17 protein-coding genes are annotated in these 20,156 nt (G+C 39.8%); 6 read left to right on the forward strand and 11 right to left on the reverse strand.

Annotated features, from left to right (window positions below; genetic code table 11):
• Positions 1–13: 13 nt before the first annotated feature.
• The 3 genes from L3V23_RS08180 to L3V23_RS08190 form a co-directional block, all read right to left on the reverse strand.
• Positions 14–1,900, reverse strand: coding sequence for a methyl-accepting chemotaxis protein (locus tag L3V23_RS08180; RefSeq protein ID WP_102965244.1), 1,887 nt, complete (start codon positions 1,898–1,900; stop codon positions 14–16).
• A gap of 108 nt (positions 1,901–2,008) precedes the next feature.
• Positions 2,009–4,591, reverse strand: coding sequence for a bifunctional aconitate hydratase 2/2-methylisocitrate dehydratase (locus L3V23_RS08185; RefSeq protein WP_237292187.1), 2,583 nt, complete (start codon positions 4,589–4,591; stop codon positions 2,009–2,011).
• A 120-nt stretch (positions 4,592–4,711) separates the two neighbouring features.
• A complete protein-coding gene (locus tag L3V23_RS08190; RefSeq protein WP_237292188.1) occupies positions 4,712–6,316 on the reverse strand; it encodes an ATP-binding protein in 1,605 nt (534 codons plus the stop codon).
• Between the two features lie 264 nt (positions 6,317–6,580).
• Here L3V23_RS08190 and L3V23_RS08195 point away from each other — a divergent pair, with 264 nt between their 5' ends.
• The 4 genes from L3V23_RS08195 to L3V23_RS08210 all read left to right on the forward strand — a co-directional run bounded on the left by L3V23_RS08195 (position 6,581) and on the right by L3V23_RS08210 (position 10,901).
• Positions 6,581–7,564, forward strand: a complete 984-nt coding sequence (locus L3V23_RS08195; protein ID WP_237292189.1) for a tripartite tricarboxylate transporter substrate binding protein — start codon at positions 6,581–6,583, stop codon at positions 7,562–7,564.
• Positions 7,565–7,578: 14 nt separating this feature from the next.
• Positions 7,579–8,064: a tripartite tricarboxylate transporter TctB family protein gene (locus tag L3V23_RS08200; protein ID WP_102954258.1), complete on the forward strand. Its 486-nt coding sequence runs from the start codon at positions 7,579–7,581 to the stop codon at positions 8,062–8,064.
• A gap of 20 nt (positions 8,065–8,084) precedes the next feature.
• Positions 8,085–9,599, forward strand: coding sequence for a tripartite tricarboxylate transporter permease (locus L3V23_RS08205; RefSeq protein ID WP_102954257.1), 1,515 nt, complete (start codon positions 8,085–8,087; stop codon positions 9,597–9,599).
• A gap of 246 nt (positions 9,600–9,845) precedes the next feature.
• Positions 9,846–10,901, forward strand: a complete 1,056-nt coding sequence (locus L3V23_RS08210) for a 4-oxalomesaconate tautomerase (RefSeq protein WP_237292190.1) — start codon at positions 9,846–9,848, stop codon at positions 10,899–10,901.
• Positions 10,902–10,960: 59 nt separating this feature from the next.
• Here L3V23_RS08210 and L3V23_RS08215 read toward each other — a convergent pair whose 3' ends face one another.
• The 3 genes from L3V23_RS08215 to L3V23_RS08225 form a co-directional block, all read right to left on the reverse strand.
• A complete protein-coding gene (locus L3V23_RS08215) occupies positions 10,961–11,659 on the reverse strand; it encodes a response regulator (protein WP_102954255.1) in 699 nt (232 codons plus the stop codon).
• Between the two features lie 396 nt (positions 11,660–12,055).
• On the reverse strand, positions 12,056–12,418 hold the full coding sequence (locus tag L3V23_RS08220; protein ID WP_102965238.1) for a hypothetical protein: 363 nt from the start codon (positions 12,416–12,418) through the stop codon (positions 12,056–12,058).
• 236 nt (positions 12,419–12,654) lie between these two features.
• Positions 12,655–14,028: an L-cystine transporter gene (locus L3V23_RS08225; RefSeq protein ID WP_237292191.1), complete on the reverse strand. Its 1,374-nt coding sequence runs from the start codon at positions 14,026–14,028 to the stop codon at positions 12,655–12,657.
• Positions 14,029–14,614: 586 nt separating this feature from the next.
• On the opposite strand from L3V23_RS08225, the gene L3V23_RS08230 reads away from it, so the two are divergent.
• Positions 14,615–15,610: a transporter gene (locus tag L3V23_RS08230; RefSeq protein WP_102969648.1), complete on the forward strand. Its 996-nt coding sequence runs from the start codon at positions 14,615–14,617 to the stop codon at positions 15,608–15,610.
• 37 nt (positions 15,611–15,647) lie between these two features.
• Here the strand turns inward: L3V23_RS08230 and L3V23_RS08235 are convergent, their stop codons facing one another.
• Genes L3V23_RS08235 through L3V23_RS08250 form a run of 4 tightly spaced genes read right to left on the reverse strand, consistent with a single transcriptional unit; the run spans position 15,648 to position 17,862 of the window.
• On the reverse strand, positions 15,648–16,205 hold the full coding sequence (locus tag L3V23_RS08235; protein ID WP_237292192.1) for a hypothetical protein: 558 nt from the start codon (positions 16,203–16,205) through the stop codon (positions 15,648–15,650).
• Between the two features lie 17 nt (positions 16,206–16,222).
• On the reverse strand, positions 16,223–16,900 hold the full coding sequence (locus L3V23_RS08240; protein ID WP_237292193.1) for a C39 family peptidase: 678 nt from the start codon (positions 16,898–16,900) through the stop codon (positions 16,223–16,225).
• Position 16,901: 1 nt separating this feature from the next.
• Complete coding sequence (locus L3V23_RS08245; RefSeq protein ID WP_042485895.1) at positions 16,902–17,228, reverse strand: hypothetical protein; 327 nt, start codon at positions 17,226–17,228, stop codon at positions 16,902–16,904.
• Between the two features lie 25 nt (positions 17,229–17,253).
• On the reverse strand, positions 17,254–17,862 hold the full coding sequence (locus L3V23_RS08250) for a hypothetical protein (RefSeq protein ID WP_052404598.1): 609 nt from the start codon (positions 17,860–17,862) through the stop codon (positions 17,254–17,256).
• 488 nt (positions 17,863–18,350) lie between these two features.
• Between L3V23_RS08250 and L3V23_RS08255 the strand changes: the two genes are divergently transcribed.
• Entirely contained in the window at positions 18,351–18,971 is a 621-nt protein-coding gene (locus L3V23_RS08255; protein ID WP_102962489.1) for a response regulator transcription factor, read from the forward strand.
• Positions 18,972–19,051: 80 nt separating this feature from the next.
• Here the strand turns inward: L3V23_RS08255 and L3V23_RS08260 are convergent, their stop codons facing one another.
• Positions 19,052–20,035: an HAD family hydrolase gene (locus tag L3V23_RS08260; protein ID WP_102965327.1), complete on the reverse strand. Its 984-nt coding sequence runs from the start codon at positions 20,033–20,035 to the stop codon at positions 19,052–19,054.
• Positions 20,036–20,156 lie beyond the last annotated feature (121 nt).

A 20,156-nucleotide genomic window follows, 5' to 3' on the forward strand; every position in this document is an offset into this window, starting at 1 on the left:
GGCTATTGGCGACCTAAACTTTGAACTTGTGGACCTGTTCTGTCAGTTCATGAGCAAACCTATTTAACACCATAGAATGTTCAGCACCTTTGCATGCTTCCTCATTTAACTGGTCGGAAATTTGTTTGATCAACTCAGTATTACTATTGATTTCACGGCTTACCGCCGCCTGCTGTTCTGCTGCTGTAGCAATGTGAGTAAACATATTATTGATATCGACTGCAGAGCTACGAATGACAGAAAACACATCCACTGCGTCACTGGTATTCTTCACACTTTGCTCTGCTAACTCATGGCAATGATTCATTCCGTTAACCGCTTTCATAGCAGTATTTTGCAGTTGACTGATCATTTGACTAATTTCTTCTGTAGAGTTTCGAGTCTTCAAAGATAAGCTTCTTACTTCATCCGCAACTACAGCAAATCCTCTACCCTGCTCACCCGCTCTGGCAGCTTCAATTGCAGCGTTTAGTGCCAATAAGTTAGTTTGTTCAGCAATCTCATTTATTGCCGAAACAATCAGAGTTATTCTCTCACCCTGTTTATGCAGCGCATCTACTACGGAACCTGCGTTTTGAACCTCTTCCAACAGTTCGCTAATTGATGCCTGACTTTTATAGACTAAATCATTCGCGTTTTGGCTAACGTCCGTCATTTCACGCATGCGTTCTGCTGCGTGTTCAGCATTATCGGCAATATTATCTGTGGTTGCGGACATTTCTGTCATCGCGCTTGCAACCATGATGACCTCAGCCTGCTGATTGCTGATCATCGCTTGCCTCTCACTGGAAGCATCAGAAATAATTTCCGCTTGCTCCTGAACTTCTTCTGAAAGCTGGCTGATAGATAATATTAAACTATGCATTTTTTTGACAAATAGGTTAAAACTTATTGCTAGTTTTCCAACTTCATCGTTACCTTTAGAGTGAATATATGCGGTTAAATCACCCTCTCCACAAGCAATTTTATCTAGCTCAGTAGCAACTGTTTTTAGGTTTGACAACAAATATCTCAATACCATTGTCAGCATAATGATAGATACTAATATAATAATTACCGTTGCTATCGCCTGATATATTAATAACTCTTTAACCGGTTCTAACAATAATGATTTCTGACTCATCATAACCAAGTACCAATTGGTATTAGGTACTGATGAAATAGTACTTAAGTAATCAATTCCATTGATAGATATCGGAACTAACTGCTCACTGTCTTGTTGCTCAATGAGTGTTTTAACAGAAGAATTATTTCTAACCGATGCAAAGATCTCATCTTCTTTAAACTTACTAGAATGAGAGATGATCTTACCGTCTTCAGAAAACAAGACTGAAAAGCCATCACCTGGAACTTTCACAGAAAGGATGTCGTTATTAATTTTATCCAGTGGAATAGAAGCCATCGCCACTCCGCGTAACTTGCTACCAGATAATATTTTTTTTGATACGGTTGTAATTAGTTTTCCACTAGAGGACCCAACATAGGGCTGGCTAAGATATACAGTATCCCTCGACAGTGCATTCTTATACCAAGGACGTATCGTTGGATCATAATTCTCCTTGGTATTTAAACCTTCAGCTCTATAAGTGTCACCATTGGGCGTACTGAACAACACCGAGCCAAACTCTCCTGCCCGACCTACTGTATCGAGCTCACCGATGAGTACAGATGAGTCTTCAATTCTGTCTAGCGCAGAGGAAAAAGCTTGTAATACCGTAATTCTTTGACCAAACCACTCTCCAATAGCTTCTGCATTTCTTCTTACATAGAGGCTATTTGAAATGGAAATATTTTCCATTATTTGTGCTTGAATTCGATTAATAGCAATACTCGCTTGTATTACGCTAAAAATGGATACAATTATGCAGCAAATAACTAAGATTTTCTTAGTAAGGGACATATGAATTAAACCTTATCGACTTTATCTCCAATTTTTAATTAAAACCAACGGACAAAAACTGGAATATGAAATGTACTATCCATAAAAATGGATAGTACATGGGTTAAATTAAGCAATAAGAAGATTTAGCTCTTTGTTATAAAGTGGGTCCTTATCAAAAGCCAAATAATGATAGATTTTTTCTTTATTCTCTTGAAGTACAGACACCGCCTCAAGATATTCACCTACCGTTGGAAGATGTCCGATAATTGCGGTAATTGCAGCCAGTTCCGCTGATGCAAGAAACACATTTGTATTTGTTCCCATACGATTGGGGAAGTTACGAGTAGAGGTTGAAACAACCGTTGTACCTTCCATCGCTCTCGCCTGGTTACCCATACATAGAGAACACCCGGGTTCTTCTATACGTCCACCAAATCGGACGAAGGTGTTAAAACACCCTTCTTTACGGAGGCGAACATCGTCCATCTTGGTAGGTGGTGCTAGCCATAATTTTGATTGAACAATTTGGTTCTGTTCTGATAGCAACTGTGCAGCCGCTCTGAAATGGCCAACATGAGTCATACACGAACCAATGAAGACTTCTTCTACCTCAGTTCCAGTGACATCTGATAAAAGCTTCGCATCATCAGGATCGTTAGGACAACAGAGGATAGGTTCTTTAATTTCAGTGAGGTCAATTTCGATAATGTCTGCATACTCAGCATCTTCATCGGCTTTAATTAAAGTCGGCTCTTTCAACCATGTTTCAATAGCATGGATTCTATTTAGCAGTGCCGTACGATCGCCATAACCGTTAGCTATCATCCAGTTCAATAAAGTGATATTCGACTTCATATGTTCGATCACTTTATCTTCTGAGAGTGCAATGCTACAAGCTGAAGAAGATCGCTCAGCAGAAGCGTCCGTTAGTTCGAATGCCTCATCAACACTTAGATGTTCAAGCCCTTGAATTTCGATGATGCGACCAGAAAAAACGTTCTTCTTGTTTGCTTTTTCCAGAGTGAGCAATCCTTTCTGAATAGCGAAATATGGAATCGCGTGTACCAGATCTCGTAAGGTAATACCCGCCTGCATTTCGCCGGTAAATCGGACAAGCACGGATTCCGGCATATCTATTGGCATAGTGCCTGTTGTAGCAGCATAGGCGACCATTCCGGAGCCTGCTGGGAATGATATTCCCACAGGGAAACGCGTATGGCTGTCTCCACCAGTACCAAGAGTGTCTGGTACCAACATGCGGTTCAACCATGAGTGAATGACACCATCGCCCGGGCGAAGTGCGATACCACCTCGAGAATGGAAGAAACCCGGTAATGTCTCATGCAGTTTGCTATCGATAGCTCTTGGGTAAGCAGAGGTATGACAGAAAGATTGCATAACAAGGTCTGCGCTAAATTTCGTACAGGCGAGATCTTTTATCTCATCTCGAGTCATACCACCCGTTGTGTCCTGTGAACCGACAGTAGTCACTTTAGGTGTGCAAAACATTCCGGGTTTTATACCTTCAACACCGCATGCTCTACCTACTATTTTTTGTGCCTGAGTAAACGGTCCAGTTGCCTTCTCGCTACCCTTTTCTGTTGAAGGAGCTCCTAATGCATTACGTACTCGATTCGTTAGAGACTGTCCGATTAGGTATGGAACCCGACCGCCAGCGCGAACCTGTTCCAAAATTGATTCATGCTTTAATTTAAAGGTCGCAATTTCCGCATTAGAGCCATGCTTACAGATAACCCCCTGATAAGGGTAAATGTCGATAACATCACCAGTGTTTAGCTGAGTAACATCAACCTCAATTGGCAAGCTTCCGGAATCTTCCAGCGTATTGAAGAATATCGGCGCAATTTTCCCACCTAGTACAACTCCACCAGCCTTTTTATTGGGTACAAATGGAATATTGTCACCGATATACCAAATCAATGAGTTAGCGGCGGATTTTCGAGAGGACCCCGTACCAACAACATCACCGGCAAAGCAGATGGGATGTCCTTTAGATTTTAGTTGTTCTATTTGAGCTACCGGACCAGTGACACCTTCTTCATCTGGTTGTACACCATCACGCGGGTTCTTATACATACTTCTCGCATGTAGAGGAATGTCGGGGCGAGACCAAGCATCTGGAGCAGGAGAGAAATCATCCGTTGTACTCTCGCCAGACACTTTAAATACCGTCATCGTCAAGCACTGAGCAACCTCTGGACGATGAGTGAACCATTCTTTGTTTGCCCAGCTATCTACCACTTCAGCAGCGTATTTATTACCAGCTTGCGCTTTAACAACAACATCGTCCGCTTTTTCGTAAACCAAGATGATATTTTTCAATTGCTCAGCCGCTGTCTGAGCCAGCTCATCATCATCTAGGATTGTTATTAGCTTATCGACACAGTAACCGCCTACCATACTGCCTAGCAGCTTTGTTGCTTCTACTGGGCTAATTCCACTTACTCTTAACTTCTGTTGCGCGATAGCAAATAGCTTATCAGCCTTAACGAGTGCTGCGTCATCGACCCCTGCTGGAGTTTGATTGGTAATCAGTTCAACCAATTCAGCTACTCGAAAGTCATTTGTCTCAGTCTCAAGCAATGAAAAGCAAGCGGTGACCTCTTCAGCGGATAGAGAGGGTTTGTTCACGCCAATCAGTTCACGCTCTTTACACTTATTAATGTAATGCTGATAAATTGTATCCATAATACTATTCCTATTGTGATGAATAGTATTATTGTCATTAGTTTGTATTGTCGGTAACGTGATTAATAACTAACTGCCCACTTAGCATAAAGAACACTATGTTTTTTATGAACATAATTTTTATGCTTCATTGACTAGGCTCACTTCAGTGGAGGGAATATATATAGAGAATAGTGCTCCTCCCAACTCTGATTGTTCTACAACAATTGTTCCATTAGAGCTAGTTACAATATTATTTATTAGGTTTAAGCCAATCCCATGATTCGGGTCTTTTTTCCTGGTGAATTTTCTATCAAATATCTTATCTATTTCGTCATCACGAATACCACAGCCACTATCTTCTACTTCGATGATAAAATCATCACCTTCATACACATACAATCGAACAGTCCGGTCACTACTTTTTGATGAAATAATAGCTTCAAATGCATTATTTAATAGATTACCAACAATACAGTTCAATTCATTTTCACTGATAGGCATAGTATCAGATTGAACATAGCTAAATGGGTCGACTTCTAGAACAATACCAAGCTCTTTAGCTCTTGAGAGCTTACTTAAAATCAAAGCAACAAAAGTAGAACACTGGAACATTTTTGAAAGATTAAAAATGTCACTTTGCTTGCTTTTATGTTCGTCTTTAATAAAGTTAATTGCTTTATCGTATTGCTCCATTTGTAGCAAGCCATAAACGATTGACAACTGATTATTAAATTCATGGATTATCGCGCGTAAATTCTCTTTATCATTATTGGCATAGTTTATAATTTGTTCGAGTTCTTCTAATCCCTTTTTTATACGTAAGCTAATGACAACACCGGATTTTTCACCTTGCTCATCATACATAAATCGTCTGTTCGCAATAAACTCTTCCCCATTGCATGTCATGGGATAACTTACAATCTCGTCTTCATTTGAAATATCAAAAAATTCAATGGGATATAAGTAGTCTGAAATGTGAGAACCATTCACTTTATCACGCCCATCTAGAATGTTTAGATCGCGCAGCGCAGAGTCATTAATCACTAAAATATGATTTGCTTTATCTATGGCAACGACACCTTCAAAGACTGTATTAAGTATTCCCTGCCTCAACTTTAAAGCCATTTCAATTTGCTGAGGTGTCTGATGAAACATTTTCCTTCTGAGGTAATGAACAAATTTTAAGCTAAAGAAACCAAAAAAAGACAGAAGTAACAAAGAGATTATTAGGGTAGAAAAATATCTTTTTGAGAGTTGACCTAAGGCCTTATCATAATTAATTCCAACGGATACTACACCGCAAAATTTATCATCAAAGAAAACTGGAACTCTAGCTTTTATCAAAAGCTTATTTTCCATTCCTGTACTAATCGAAGTAACATCATTACCATTTTTTATTTTATCAAAATCGACATTAACCAAAGGCTGCCCGATTCCTCGACCTTCACTATGATAGAGTCGAATCTGTTGAGTATTTGTTATGGAAACATAATCTATATCTTCTGGTGGAATATAGTTTTCCATTAATCTGGATATCATAAGGCTATCTTGGTGATATACAGCCTGTCTGAGGTTTTGATTGGATGCGATAAGCTTAGCCTGGCTTAATGCGAGAGATTTTATGCTATCAACTCTTACAGAATTAATATTCTCATAAAGAACATACTCAAATGTAAATACAATAACAAAAGCTGAAAATAGCATTATAAGTAAAATTTTCTGGAAAAATGATATCGGCTTCACAATGGCTTATCTCTGAATAAAATTCACTAGTTCAAAGTATACATAAAATCCCTTTGTAGGAAACTAATATAATTAAAATATTCATCCTTTAAAAAACATTAAGTTAGAGTGATTTTCTTATTTTGTCCATTAACTTCATACTATCAATTATGTTCCAGATTGATATCAATAACCATCACAATCCTAATCTTATTAGAGCGATATGATTGGTCCCATATTCAAGTTTTGAACCAGCATAAAATCCAATAATTTGAGGATGTAAATATGAAAAAGTTAATTGCTCTATCAGGTGTTGCAGCAGCATTATTACTTGCAGGTTGTGGGCAAGAAAACAAAGCAGAAGATAAATCAGTATACCCAGCGAAACCTATAGAAATGATTATTCCTTTTGGTGAAGGTGGCGCTAGCGATACTTTCGCTCGTAAATTTTCTACACTAATGGCTAGCGATATGCCTCAACCTATTCAGGCGGTCAATAAAAAAGGCAGTAGTGGCCTTGTCGGAATGGTTTATGCGGCTCAACAACCAAGCGATGGGTACACCATCTTAGAAGTTACTCCTTCTATGGTGATTGCGGATGCGTTAGGCGTCAGCAAAGCTGTTAAATTTATGCGTGATTTTGAACCGCTTGCGCGAATTCAATCAGATGTATACGTATTGTGCCTACCTGAAAACAGTAAATTCGCGTCATTCGAAGAACTTGTTAAATTCGGTCAAACTAACCCTGTCACATTCGGTGGTGTAAGCCCTGGTGGACTGGATGATTTAACTCTTAACGCATTAGCCGATGAAACAGGCGTTCAAGTTAAGTTCATCCCTTACCGTTCTGGTTCAGAAGTAAAAGCGGCTGTACTGGGTGGTGAAGTCGACATTTACTTGGACAAAATTGTATCAGCGGTCAATTACATTAAAGACGGCAAAGTGAAACCAGTTTTGGTATTGAATGACCAACGTATTGATCAAATTGATGTCTTTAAAGAAGTACCAACAGCTGTTGAACTTGGCTACGACGTTACTATCGGTTCATGGCGTGGATTTGTTGTTAAGAAAGGTACTGCTCCAGAAGTTAAACAGTATCTGATTGATAAAATGAAATCTGCCTATGAAACAAAAGAATACAAAGATTTTGCAGAACTGAACTTAGTTAATATTCGTCCAGGCTATCTTGACGCCGAAGGTTTCTATAAACAGTGGGAATCTGAGTATAAGAAGTTTGACAAAGTCGCCGTTAAAGTTGGGCTTAAATAAGCGAGGTAAATAAAATGGGTGAGATAATCTTCCATGTATTTCTTTTAACAGTGCTAGGGTTATTTTTTAACGCTTCACTAGATATCAATACAGCTCGAATGAGTGACCCAATTGGTCCTGCTGGATTTCCTCAGGTAGTTATTATTCTAGCTATTTTACTTTTAATTCCTTCACTCTATAAAGCCTTTAAGGCTTATAAAGCCCAAGGCGAGAGTAGTAAGAATAACGGAAAAATTAAAGAGTTAGATCCAGGTTTCCTTGCGGTTTTATCCGTGATTGTCATGTTCGTATTGGTTATTGATTATGTAGGTTTTTGGTTTGGCGCGGCTATTATCGTTTCGTCGGTAATGTATATTCTTAATCAAAGAAAGCCATTACAACTGGCCTTAACCACTGTAATTAGTGCAATCGCATTCACTGTTGTATTTGGTAATATTTTGAGCATACCACTTCCGCGCGGTATCAGTATTTTCCAATCAATTAGTTACCTACTCTACTAATATTAATCTGGAGTAAAATAATGGACTTCTCATTATTGTTAGACGCATTACAAGTTATTTTTGTACCTGCGAATTTTATCTTGATCATCGTCGGTATGTTCTTGGGTGTGTGTTTTGGTACACTTCCGGGTATCAGTTCCTCGATGGGTATCGTTCTTATGATCCCATTTACCTATTACATGGGTATCTACCCTTCAATTATTCTGCTTGTTGCTTTGTATGCGGGTTCCGCTTACGGTGGTTCAATCACTGCAATACTATTCAACACACCGGGAACAGCAGAATCGGTAGCGACCACATTTGACGGTTACCCAATGGCACAGCAAGGCAAAGCTGGTAAAGCTCTTGGGCTTGCTATGTCTGGATCTTCATTCGGTGGCATCTTTTCCGTATTAGTAATGCTATTGCTAGCACCCGCACTATCTACCATCGCATTAGAAATCCAAAGTGCTGAATACTTTGCCCTCACTCTTCTTGGTATGGCATGTATCTCTTCTGTTGGTTCAAAAAACCTTGGGAAAGCACTTGCTACAGGCCTTATCGGTATTCTTATCGCTATGGTTGGTATGGATCCGATGACAGGGGTTTCTCGTTTGACATTTGGCCGACTAGAATTCCTCAATGGTATTGAATATATCCCAATCATGATTGGTTCATTCGCCATGGCTGAGGTGTTCAAACAGATCATTGATCGTTCTAGCAACAACAATAATACGACTGGCGATACTGGCAAAGTCTCTCTTGAGAGTATCAGCCTTAAAGAGTTCTGGTCTTACAAGGCGACTGTGCTTAAGTCTGCTATTATTGGCACTGCTGTTGGTATCTTACCTGGTACAGGCGGCTCAATTGCTTCTATCGTTAGTTATGGCGAAGCAGCTCGCTCAAGTAAACATAAAGAGCAGTTTGGTAAAGGCGCGGAAGAAGGCGTATTAGCTCCTGAAACAGCAAACAATGCTGCAGGTGGCGGTGCGATGATTCCGACATTGGTACTGGGTATCCCTGGTTCACCAACAACCGCAATTATTCTTGCTGCGTTGGTATTGCAAGGTTTGCAACCTGGACCGCAGTTGATGACAGAGCAACCTTTGCTACTTTACTGCATCTTCTTCTCAATGTTGATTGCAAGTATTATTGTTTTCTTTAGTGGCCGTATTGCGGTGAAAGCGTTCGCGGCGGTTCTTAGATTACCGTACGGCTTAATTGCTCCAATGATTGTGATGTTCTCAATTATCGGTGCTTATGCAAGAACCAACGACGTATTCCAAATCTGGATTATGTTAGCGTTTGGTATTTTCGGCTATTTTGTTAAGAAATTTAAGTTCTCTTCTGCTTCTTTAATTTTGGGTATTGTACTTGGCAATATGATGGAAGAAACTTTCCGTCGCCAGCTGCTTATTTCAAATGGTGACTATTTATCTTTCTTCCAACGCCCAATTACCGTTATTATTCTTATTGCGGTAGTAGGTATGATTTTCTGGCCAATGATTAGTTCAAAACTTGCTATAAGAAAGGAAAAGAAAATAGCTTCAGCTTAATTTCGTTAATTAGAATCTAATTCTTATCTTAATAAAAGCCATTACACTTTATGTAATGGCTTTATTTTTATATTTAACCTTAGTTTGAATTGTTAATTAGAAAGCTAATTAACAAAGTAATTTTATCCATTACGTTCATAGTATCTTTTATTTCCCAAGCAACTCGCTTTGATTATCGCAATTCTCTCTCATCATTTATCCGAATATAGCCTGACTCCACACAAACTAACTATTAATGAGGATCTTATGACTGAGCAAAAGCTGCCATGTACTCTAATGAGAGGCGGTACTTCCCGCGGGCCCTATTTCCTTTCTACCGATTTACCACAAAGCCACGATGAAATAGCCAAAATTTTAGTGAATGTAATGGGTTCAGGCCACGAACTTCAAGTAGAAGGTATTGGTGGTGGCAATAGTTTAACCAGCAAAGTAGCTATTGTCGGACCTTCCGACCAACCTGATGTTGATGTTGATTATTTGTTTGCTCAGGTTGGTATAGAAGAGCGTACTGTCGATTTTTCACCTAACTGCGGCAATATTCTCTCTGGTGTTGGCCCTTTTTCAATTGAAAAAGGGCTGGTTAAAGTTCAGGGAGATATGACAACGGTAAAAATCCGCAATGTTAATACCAACAAAATCATTCACGCGAACGTACAAACACCAAACGGAAAAGTAAGCTATAAAGGGGACACCTATATCAGCGGTGTAAATAGCCCAGGTGCGCCAATTGAACTTAACTTTATAGGTGTTGAAGGCGCTAAAACGGGCAAGCTGTTTCCTACTGGGAATACCACCGACCGCATTGGCGAATTTAGGATTAGCTGTGTCGATGCAGCCATCCCCGTAATGATCGTCGATGCCGCACAATTTGGTAAAACGGGTTATGAGTCTCCTGCCGAACTGGATGCCGACACAGACTTTACTAATAAACTTGAAGCCCTACGTTGCCAAGCTGGTGAGATGATGGGGCTTGGAGATGTATCAGATAAAGTTATCCCTAAACCTGTATTAATCGCTAAACCTGCTAGCAGCCGCGGTACAATCTGCGCTAGATATTACGTCCCTAAACGTTGTCACAAAGCGATTGCAGTAACAGGAAGTATTGCTATTACCATGTCACTTTGTCATAAGGGAACGGTGAGTTCTGACTTGCTTAAGCTAGAAGAGAAGCTTGAAGAATGCTGCATTGAACATCCATCTGGCTTTATCGATCTAAAAATTGCCAGAGAAGGCGATAAAGTATCTTCTGTTTCTTTAATCCGAACGGCTAAGAAAATTTTTGAAGGCTACGTATCACTTTAAAATACCATATCCTCAGTTACATACTTCATATCTAATATGTAACTGAGGACATCAACAATTTAACCTTTCTGCTTATTATATACTTTGCGAAATACTCGCTGAGGCCGGCCTACCTTGCCATATTCAATATCTGCAACAAGCTGACCTATATTCGTTGCATATTCTAAATATCTTCTGGCAGTTGTTCTGCTAATCGTCGTTTTCTCACTAATATCTACAGAGGTATAACTTTCACCATCATCGAATGCTTCCAAAACCCTTTGTAGAGTAATTGAATCAATACCTTTTGGTCGTTTAGTCATACTGTCAGAATTGAGGTGAGTATTGTATATACGTTTCACAAACGACTGGTTGATATTCTCACCTTTCTCGATATACACGCTGCGATTAAACTCAAAATAGCGCTCTAATGAATCAGTAACCTGCTCCAAAGAGAATGGTTTTAACAAGTAGTCAAAAGCACCATAACGGACAGTTGTGACTGCAGTTTGAGAATCATTTGCAGCCGTCACAAAGATAACATCGACTGGATTGTCCTTGGCTCGTAAATATTTTAACAGATCAAGACCCGTACCATCAGGAAGGAAATTGTCTAGAATAATTAACGCAGGTTTAAGATGGTTAATCATCACCTTCGCTTCTGCTATGGTCGGGGCTATGCCAATCACTTGGTAAGGATAAAGTCCAGAAATATGCTCGGATAACATACTGGACATTTCTTTAATGTCCTCAACTATTAAGACTGGAATGTTAAACATAGTATGCTCGCTCTAAATACATAAAATTTGTGCACTAAGTTTCATTATTATAATCGTGCTAAAAAAATACCTTTTCTACTAATGTGGCTGAGCATGCACACTATACTCAGTTGACTTAACTAAAACGTAGACTTGTGTACGTAATTTTTTGGCCACAATAACCAGTATGGTTTTTATGGTATTAATTATTAGCGGTGAGCCATCACATTTAAACTATAGGGGTGAGGGTGAAAGCAATAATATATGAACTGTTATTGGCGAGAGATGAGATGAGTCAAACTACCAAGTTAAACATTGAGATTGGTTATAAATCGCGACACCAGTCATAGGATTAACGGATCTCTAAACCCAGTTAATCCAACAGATAAGAAATTCCTAACTAAAGTGCCTTTGCAATCAACCGAGCTTGAGATAAATACCCTCTCCTCTAAGCTGTGCTTTGATGTCCAACATCTGAATATGAAGAAGCACTTGCTGAAAAAAGCTCAACATTGCCGATGCGAACATCATCCCCGCTAAATATCCCGCGAGAATATAGTCAGATGGATGGAGCATCATGTTAAAAGAAACACAGAATAAGATAAAACATCCGACCCATATCACTTTTTCACAACCGCTATACAGATAAGTATTGGTCGCAGGATCGTATCTGATTTTTACGCTACCAATCCCGTAACTAAACTTCGCAGTCAAACTGTACGTGCTGCGCGCATATTCAAGACCATTCATTTCCATCACGCTTTCGACTTTCTCTAGCATTTAACTCACTCCTTTTTCATCTTCGATTCTGATCATTAGTGGCGAGAGCGAATAATAAGCAACTTAATGCATTTGTGTTTCGAGTGATATCACATGGCAGGTATGGCTTATGAGGCAGACTATTTTGAAATTCTATTCACCCTTTACTAGTAAATAGAATGTGTGGAGGATATTTGAGGCAAAAAATAAAGGCAGGTTTCATACCTGCCTTTATCGAATGAATAGAACTGATTCGCTTACGCTTTCTGAGTTTGCAGCTCTTCGTCTGAAACTGTTTCACCCAAAATTCGGCTAGTGATCGTTCCTGCTGTCATTGCACCAGAAACGTTTAGCGCCGTACGTGCCATATCAATTAGTGGTTCAATTGAGATAAGCAAAGCAGCAATTGTTACAGGTAAGCCCATTGCTGGTAGAACAATCAATGCTGCGAAAGTCGCGCCACCACCCACACCAGCAATACCAAATGAGCTAATCGTGATCATCGCAACCAGAGAAACAATGAAATGAATGCTTAGTGGGTCAATACCGACACTAGGCGCAACCATTACAGCCAGCATTGCTGGGTAGATACCCGCACAACCGTTCTGACCGATTGTTGCACCGAATGAAGCTGATAGGTTTGCAATCGCTGGCGGTACACGTAATTTCTCGATTTGCGCTTCTACGTTTAGCGGAATCGTTGCCGCAGAGCTACGAGAAGTAAATGCAAACGTCAGTACAGGCAGAATTTTAGTGAAGTACTCTTTCGGGCTTACACCAACAAAAGAAACCAACACACCGTGCACCACAAACATCAAAGCAATAGCCACATAAGAAGCTACGATGAAACTGAGTAGATTCAAGATGTCTGATGCACTAGAAGTCGCAACCACTTTCGCCATCAAAGCAGCAACACCGTATGGAGTTAGAGCCATGATCATTTTCACAAGGCGCATTACTACAAACTGAGCGTTCTCGACAAAGCTACGGATAGACGAAGCTGACTCTTCTTTCTCAATCATCACTTTACGTGCAGCAATACCGCTAAGAACACCGAAAATAACCACGGCAATGATTGATGTTGAACGAGCACCCGTTAAATCAGCAAACGGGTTTGTTGGAATAAAGCTGATGAGCATTTGAGGGATAGTCAAATCACTTACGCTAGCAGAGCGGCTTTCTAACACAGCGATACGCGCAGTTTCACGCGCACCTTCTGTTAAACCTTCTGCACTCAGGCCAAAGACATGAGCAATACCAATACCGATAATCGCAGAGATTGCCGTAGTGAAAAGCAGTACGCCAATGGTTAAACCAGAAATTTTGCCCAGTGAGCCGCCTTTCTCCAGTTTTACAACCGCAGAAATCATTGAAACAAGCACTAGCGGCATAATGACCATTTTCAGTAAACCGACATAGCCACTGCCGACCACTTTTACCCAGTCAAGAGTCTGGCTAACTACTGGGTTACCTTCACCAAAAATGAGTTGCAGACCAAGGCCAAACAAGCTGCCTGATACTAAGCCTAAAAGAACTAGACGTGAAAGTGAGTGTTTTTTCTGCTGCTGTTTAAACAACAAGAAGAGAATACCGGTAAATACTGCTAAAGCAGCGATAACCGCAACTGACATACTGCATTCCTCAGACGTTGGAAAATGGGTTTTAGATATAATTCTAATAAAGGAGTGTAAAGTAGTTGTTTATCCTGCATTTATCCAATGCACATTTGTTCTTGGATATGCAAAATTGTTCTTAATTGTTCATAACTAACAACAAACCGTCAGCAGAATCGCTGATTAACGAATCCGTTCAACCTTACTCATAGGTCAAAAAATAATCTTCATCGCAGAAAGTCATTCATCGTAGAATCGATTAATTAGAAGAAAGCGGCACTCACGAGGCAAAGTTAAAAGGTTAAACTGATATCCAGAAGTTCTGTTATCAGTTCCACTCACCTTCCAAGTAAATTGAAGAGATAACGTTAATCTAAATATTTTAACAATTAGTATTATGAAAGTAGGACACATAAAAACATCCATAAACTTTACTATTATATTTACAACTTCATTTAAATTTTACACACAACATCCCACTTACAAAGCAACAAAACTTATAATTCCAACAAGCAATAAAGAACCATATTCCAGCGACCATTAAAAAGATTTTTCTCGACTATTTACCTAAGTTAAATAGAACCTAACTAAATAGAAAAATCACATGCTAATAAAATATAAATCGGTTGCCTTTCTTCCAGTCATATTGAGTCTATTCCAACCCGTATTGGCTGAGGATAAGGACGAGGCGAAACGACCACAATCCGTCAGTGACATAATTGAAAGACCAGGGGTTTTGACACCGAAAGGGAAATTCGCTGTCGATACTTCGATAAGTTACACGCAAAACTCATCGAATAAAGTTTCCGTCGTTGGTTACACAATTTTACCAACCCTTCTTGTGGGTCGAATAGAGGTTTCCGACTCTGACCGAACAACTATTACCACGGGGCTGACGATGCGCTACGGATTAACCCGAAGTACTGAGTTGGAGCTCCGTCTGCCCTATGTTTACCGCAACGATCAAGTCTCTACCCGGCCAATTCAAGATGGAGCAGAAGCGAATACCATCAATACCACTTTAGACGGTGGAGGGCTTGGGGATATTGAGTTTGCGCTTCGCCAGCAACTCAACTTTAACACCACCCCATATTGGGTGGCGGGTTTCATTGTGAAATCGGATACTGGTAAATCTCCCTACGATGTTGAGGTAGATTCCAGTACAAATACGTTTTTAGATGTCCCTACCGGATCCGGTTTTTGGAGCGTAGAGCCTTCAATTTCGATGATCTTCCCTTCCGATCCCGCCGTCATCTATTCGAGTCTTAGCTACATCTACAACTTTAAAGACGATGTGGAAATCAGTAATCAACAGGTCGAAGTTGATTTAGGAGACACCATTTCACTCAGTGGTGGTTTTGGTTTTGCTATTAACCCTGACTTTTCTTTTTCCGTTGGGCTTAGCCATAAAACCATACTTAAAAGCAAAGTTAACGGCGTGGAGAATGATGATGCGAAGTTGCTCCAACTGGACTCGCTTAACTTTGGGATCAACTATGCGATTAGTAAGAAAACATCTCTTGGGATTAGTGCTCAAGCGGGGTTAACTGAAGATACGCCAGACTTTCAGCTTTCAGTAAGAGTACCCGTAACGTTTTAAAATATCCTTTCTACCTAAGTAGAAAGGATATGAGGTTTTAATAGAAGCGAGCCATGACGGCTTCTTCAAGCTGCTTTGCTACTCTAACTTGCTGTAAAGCGGAACCGACTTGTGCGTCGACATCAACAATCGTGCTCAAACCAATCACACTGTTATCCAGCGTATTTTGAACAATATTAGTGATGGAAGAAGCACTGACAACTTCAGGACGGTATGAGGAAGAGATCTCATCCACAGAAATATTATTTCCACCACCATTCTGAATCACATTGACTAGCCCTACCTCTTGCTGGTTTTGCTCACTACTACTCACCGCAAGATTTTTCAAATTCCCATTCTGTATCACTAAATTGGCAATTCTCGAATTGAGCATCACATTCCCATCAATTGCTGTCTTAATGCTCAAACCAATATTCACAATATAGTCATTCTGAAATTTAAACCCACCTCGATAACTGGCTAGTTGTTGGTCATCCAGAGGATTCACATTGCTCACCATTAACAGTGCGTTAGCGTTAGTATTTGGGTTCGCCACCACCTCTCCTACCGGAATATTTAAAGCTATCATGACTCCAAATAGGTAACGATATTTCATACATCCCTCCATAGCGTTCAATACTGCCCTACGTTCGGTCGAAGAATACCGAGATTTCCGGAACTGTCTCTCATGATACCTTGCTGAATGGGAGACGTTGCGTACACAGAGAAATCGTTATCCGTAACAAACGTGGTTCTTCCAACTTCAGCGCGGTTACGAATAAGTAAAACAATTCCCTGATAGTGTTCTGCAAATCTTTCGTACTTCATTTTCATGGTCCCTCTCGAAGGATCGCCAAGGATAACGAATCCATCGTTCATTCCTTTAATCACGACAAAATGTAGATAACCATCGAAGTCAACCAGAGTAATCCCAGGTACACCAAGCTCTCGAATCTTGTCTAAATTGAGTCTAAAACCGTCTGATTTAAGACCAACAGATTCCAAGTACTTTTTCATATCAAGCAATGAAAAACCCTGTTGTTCAATGAGCTCTTTATCGCCGCTATCAAACATTTTTTGGAAAATATCTTGTTCTTCAGAAGGCATATCGTAATGAAAGGAAAGTAAGGATGCCAAAGCAGCCGAACCACAACTGAAATCGTATTTTTGGCGTAATACATTACCAAATACAACTTCACTGTAGCTCTTTACTGGCACAGAATATTGGCCACGACTAGGCAGTATATTTAATGAGTATGACGGTGCTGATACGAAAAGCACCGCCACTATTAAAAAACGATAAACGTTCATGTTATTTGAGTGTCAGGTTTACGACCGTTGAGTTTTGTATCAGCACGTTGTTACCACTATTCTGAATAACACTGTTAATGCCGGAACTATTGGCTAATGCGCCTGATGACATAATATTGTTGCCTGTCACAGAGTCATTAACCGTATTACCCGCATTGACACCATTGAGTTCAGACGATGCCGTTATACTCTCAATGTCGATGTAATATTGACCACCTCGTGAACTCTCCATGACTTCTGTAGACAGTTCTTGTTCAGTCAAATTAATATCATCGGCACTAGCGGATAGCGAAGCCATCGCACTCAAGGCGATTATTGCTAAGCGCATCGCTTTCTCCTGCTTAGATATTAAATTAATCCGTAAACAATGATGCGTTAGTAGTCACCGCTTGTTGTGTCAAAGAGTTTGCACCAGAGTTTTGAGACACAGTGACAATACCCGCTGCACCGCTCATACCATCTAATGAGTTCATATTGTTAACACTGACACCCGCACTTACAAAACCACCACCATAGCTGACGCCGACACCAGATACATTGCCGCTGAGAGAGGCATTCGCCACCACAACTTCAGAGTCAATGCTCAACTCATAACTTTGCGAGCTGCTGTTATCTGTCCAACTTGCTGAGTTTGAAGAGTTACCGCTGTTATTCACGCTGTTGTCGGTGTTGTTGCTGAGCAGATCGACATCTGTATCATTATCATTGCTGGTTAGCGTGTTGGTTTCTGTATCATTGTTGCTCAATAGGTCAACGTCCGTACTGCTGTTGTTGCTGTTTGTATCGTTGAAGCTATTGTTATCACTCAGATCAGTATTGGTTGTTGTTGTCGTTGTGTCACTCGCATCAACATACGTTGTGTTGTTACTCAACACATCATTATTGTCTACTAATGCCCAAGCAGAACCACTAGCCATTAATGAACTGACAGCGATAGCGATACCTGTTTTACATATATTCATAATATCCACTCCATGTGAATTAAGTGTTTTAATTACTGCTTAAGGATGCCGATTGGCAAATTCATTATAGGTAGTATTTTTAAAATATAATTAAGTTAAAAATGACACTTACCAATAACCGAATAATTAACCAAGCGTACAATAAATAAACTCAATCCAAATCAAATCATTACGCAGAAAAATTTAACAAGTAGTATGAAAGTATGTTTTTAAAACTTATTTAAACTGACTAAAAAGATACTTTTTAATAACCAATAAATCACATCAAGACTCAAAACAACATTAAAAGATTGATTACAACAATTTCAAACATTTATTTGATATAAATTAATAAGTAAAAAACTTTAAAATAGTACTAAAGTTTATTTATGGTTATCTTTTTAATAATTACCTCCTAAAAATTGGTCAATTGAACAACTCATTGCTAACCTATTAATCAAACCAATAAAATAATTATTATCAATACTAGCCAACTACTAGGTTTTTCTATGAACATCAAAAACTTGTTGATAATTTCAGAGAACACCTTACAAAATAATTTAATAAAAAATCAATTGAACAAAATTGAGAATATTAAAATTGAGACAAGTGAAGTATCCGAATTATCGAAGCAGAATAATGTCGATTTAGTCGTCATTGATTTCAATGTGTGTAAAGAACTTGAACAGTCAGAGCAACTGCCTGATTTTGATGTACTTAACTTAGGAGTTCTGGTTTTCAATGTTCCCGAACACAAACAAAATGATATGTGTATACGCTGGAAATCGCTCAAAGGGCTACTGCTAGAAGAAGCAAAAATAGAGCACTTACCAGAAAGCGTTGAATGCATTTTAAACGGAGGATTATGGCTTCCTCGCGACTGTTTAGAAAGAATGATCAATATATACCGCATTCCAGGCTGCTCAAGCCATCAATGCTTAGAGCAACTCACTAACAGGGAAAGGCAGATACTGAATTTAATGTCTAACGGCAGCTCAAACAGCGAAATCGCCAAAGCATTGTTTCTGGCTGAAAGTACTGTAAAAACACACATCTACAAGATCTACAAAAAGCTAGATGTACATAAAAGACGAGATGCTGTGAAGCTGATGAAATTGGTACGGGCATAAATAAAATCGGGCATAGATAAAAAGCCGCAATCTTTTAAATTGCGGCTTCTTTCAGAACATTTTTCTTTTAACGATTACGGTTAGTTTGGATAGATAGTTTTCCACTCTTTCGCCATATCCACCACAGCCCAGCCTTTTGCTTTCGCTTCATCTAGGCCTTTATCTAAGCGACCGATATGGGATTCGCGATCGTATTTGTATTCGCGTTTCTCGTCCGTGTGATGAATGTACATTGGGAAGCGTAAGCCTTTACCTGCGTACGTCCATTGCAGCATCGCCAAATCACCGTCTGAGTTACCAAACGCAGCGATAGGACGACGACCAATACGCTCGTAAATTTCCAGAGCTTTCATCTCTTTATCGTCGTTCACCAAGATTTCAGGTAAACGTTTGATCTCTGGTACGCCGTTATTTATAACAAACTCAGTTTTAAAGGTTGTGCCTACCACTTGCTCTGGCGGAATACCGTATACAGACTCAACCCACGCTCGCATAAATCCAGTACCACCGCCCGAAACAATGAATGTTTTGAAGTCGTTTGCGCGTAAGTAATCAAGCAGTTCCAACATCGGTTGGAATACCAGTTCAGTGTACTTCTTACCCGTAATTGGGTGCTTCGCTGTCGCAATCCACTCTTTCGCAATCGCATCAAATTCGTCACTGTTCATGCCAGTGTGAGTGACATACAACACCTTCATCAAGTCTTCTGTATGCAGGTTCTTCAAATCACCCTTCAAAACGCTGGCAAACGGCTCTTCTGTCTGCCAATTAGGGTGCGAAGGCGCTAATGCTTTCACACGGTCAAGTGCAAACTGAAGCTGGAAATACATAGGTTGCTCAGACCACAAAGTTCCATCGTTATCAAACGTGGCAATACGTTCAGCAACTGGCACAAAGTCTGGAGAGTCCGCATTCGTTACTGACTGAACAAACTTAATGATCGCTGTTTTTGAAGGACCAGAGTTCCATGACGGAAGAGGGTCTTCAGCAGCCCAAGCAAAGTTTAGAGAAGCTAAGCTAAACAAAATTGCTAAGGCATATTTTTTTAAATGAGCCAACTTCACGACGTTCTCCTTGTTCATAATTATTCTTTACTAGCTACTAGTACTTACACGACCAACAAATAACAACATAGCACCAAAAGACACGATACATATACAACCAATTGCTTTTGTTTCTGTCAAT

This window comes from Vibrio sp. A1-b2 (assembly GCF_021726015.1).
Classification (GTDB): Bacteria; Pseudomonadota; Gammaproteobacteria; order Enterobacterales; family Vibrionaceae; genus Vibrio; species Vibrio diazotrophicus.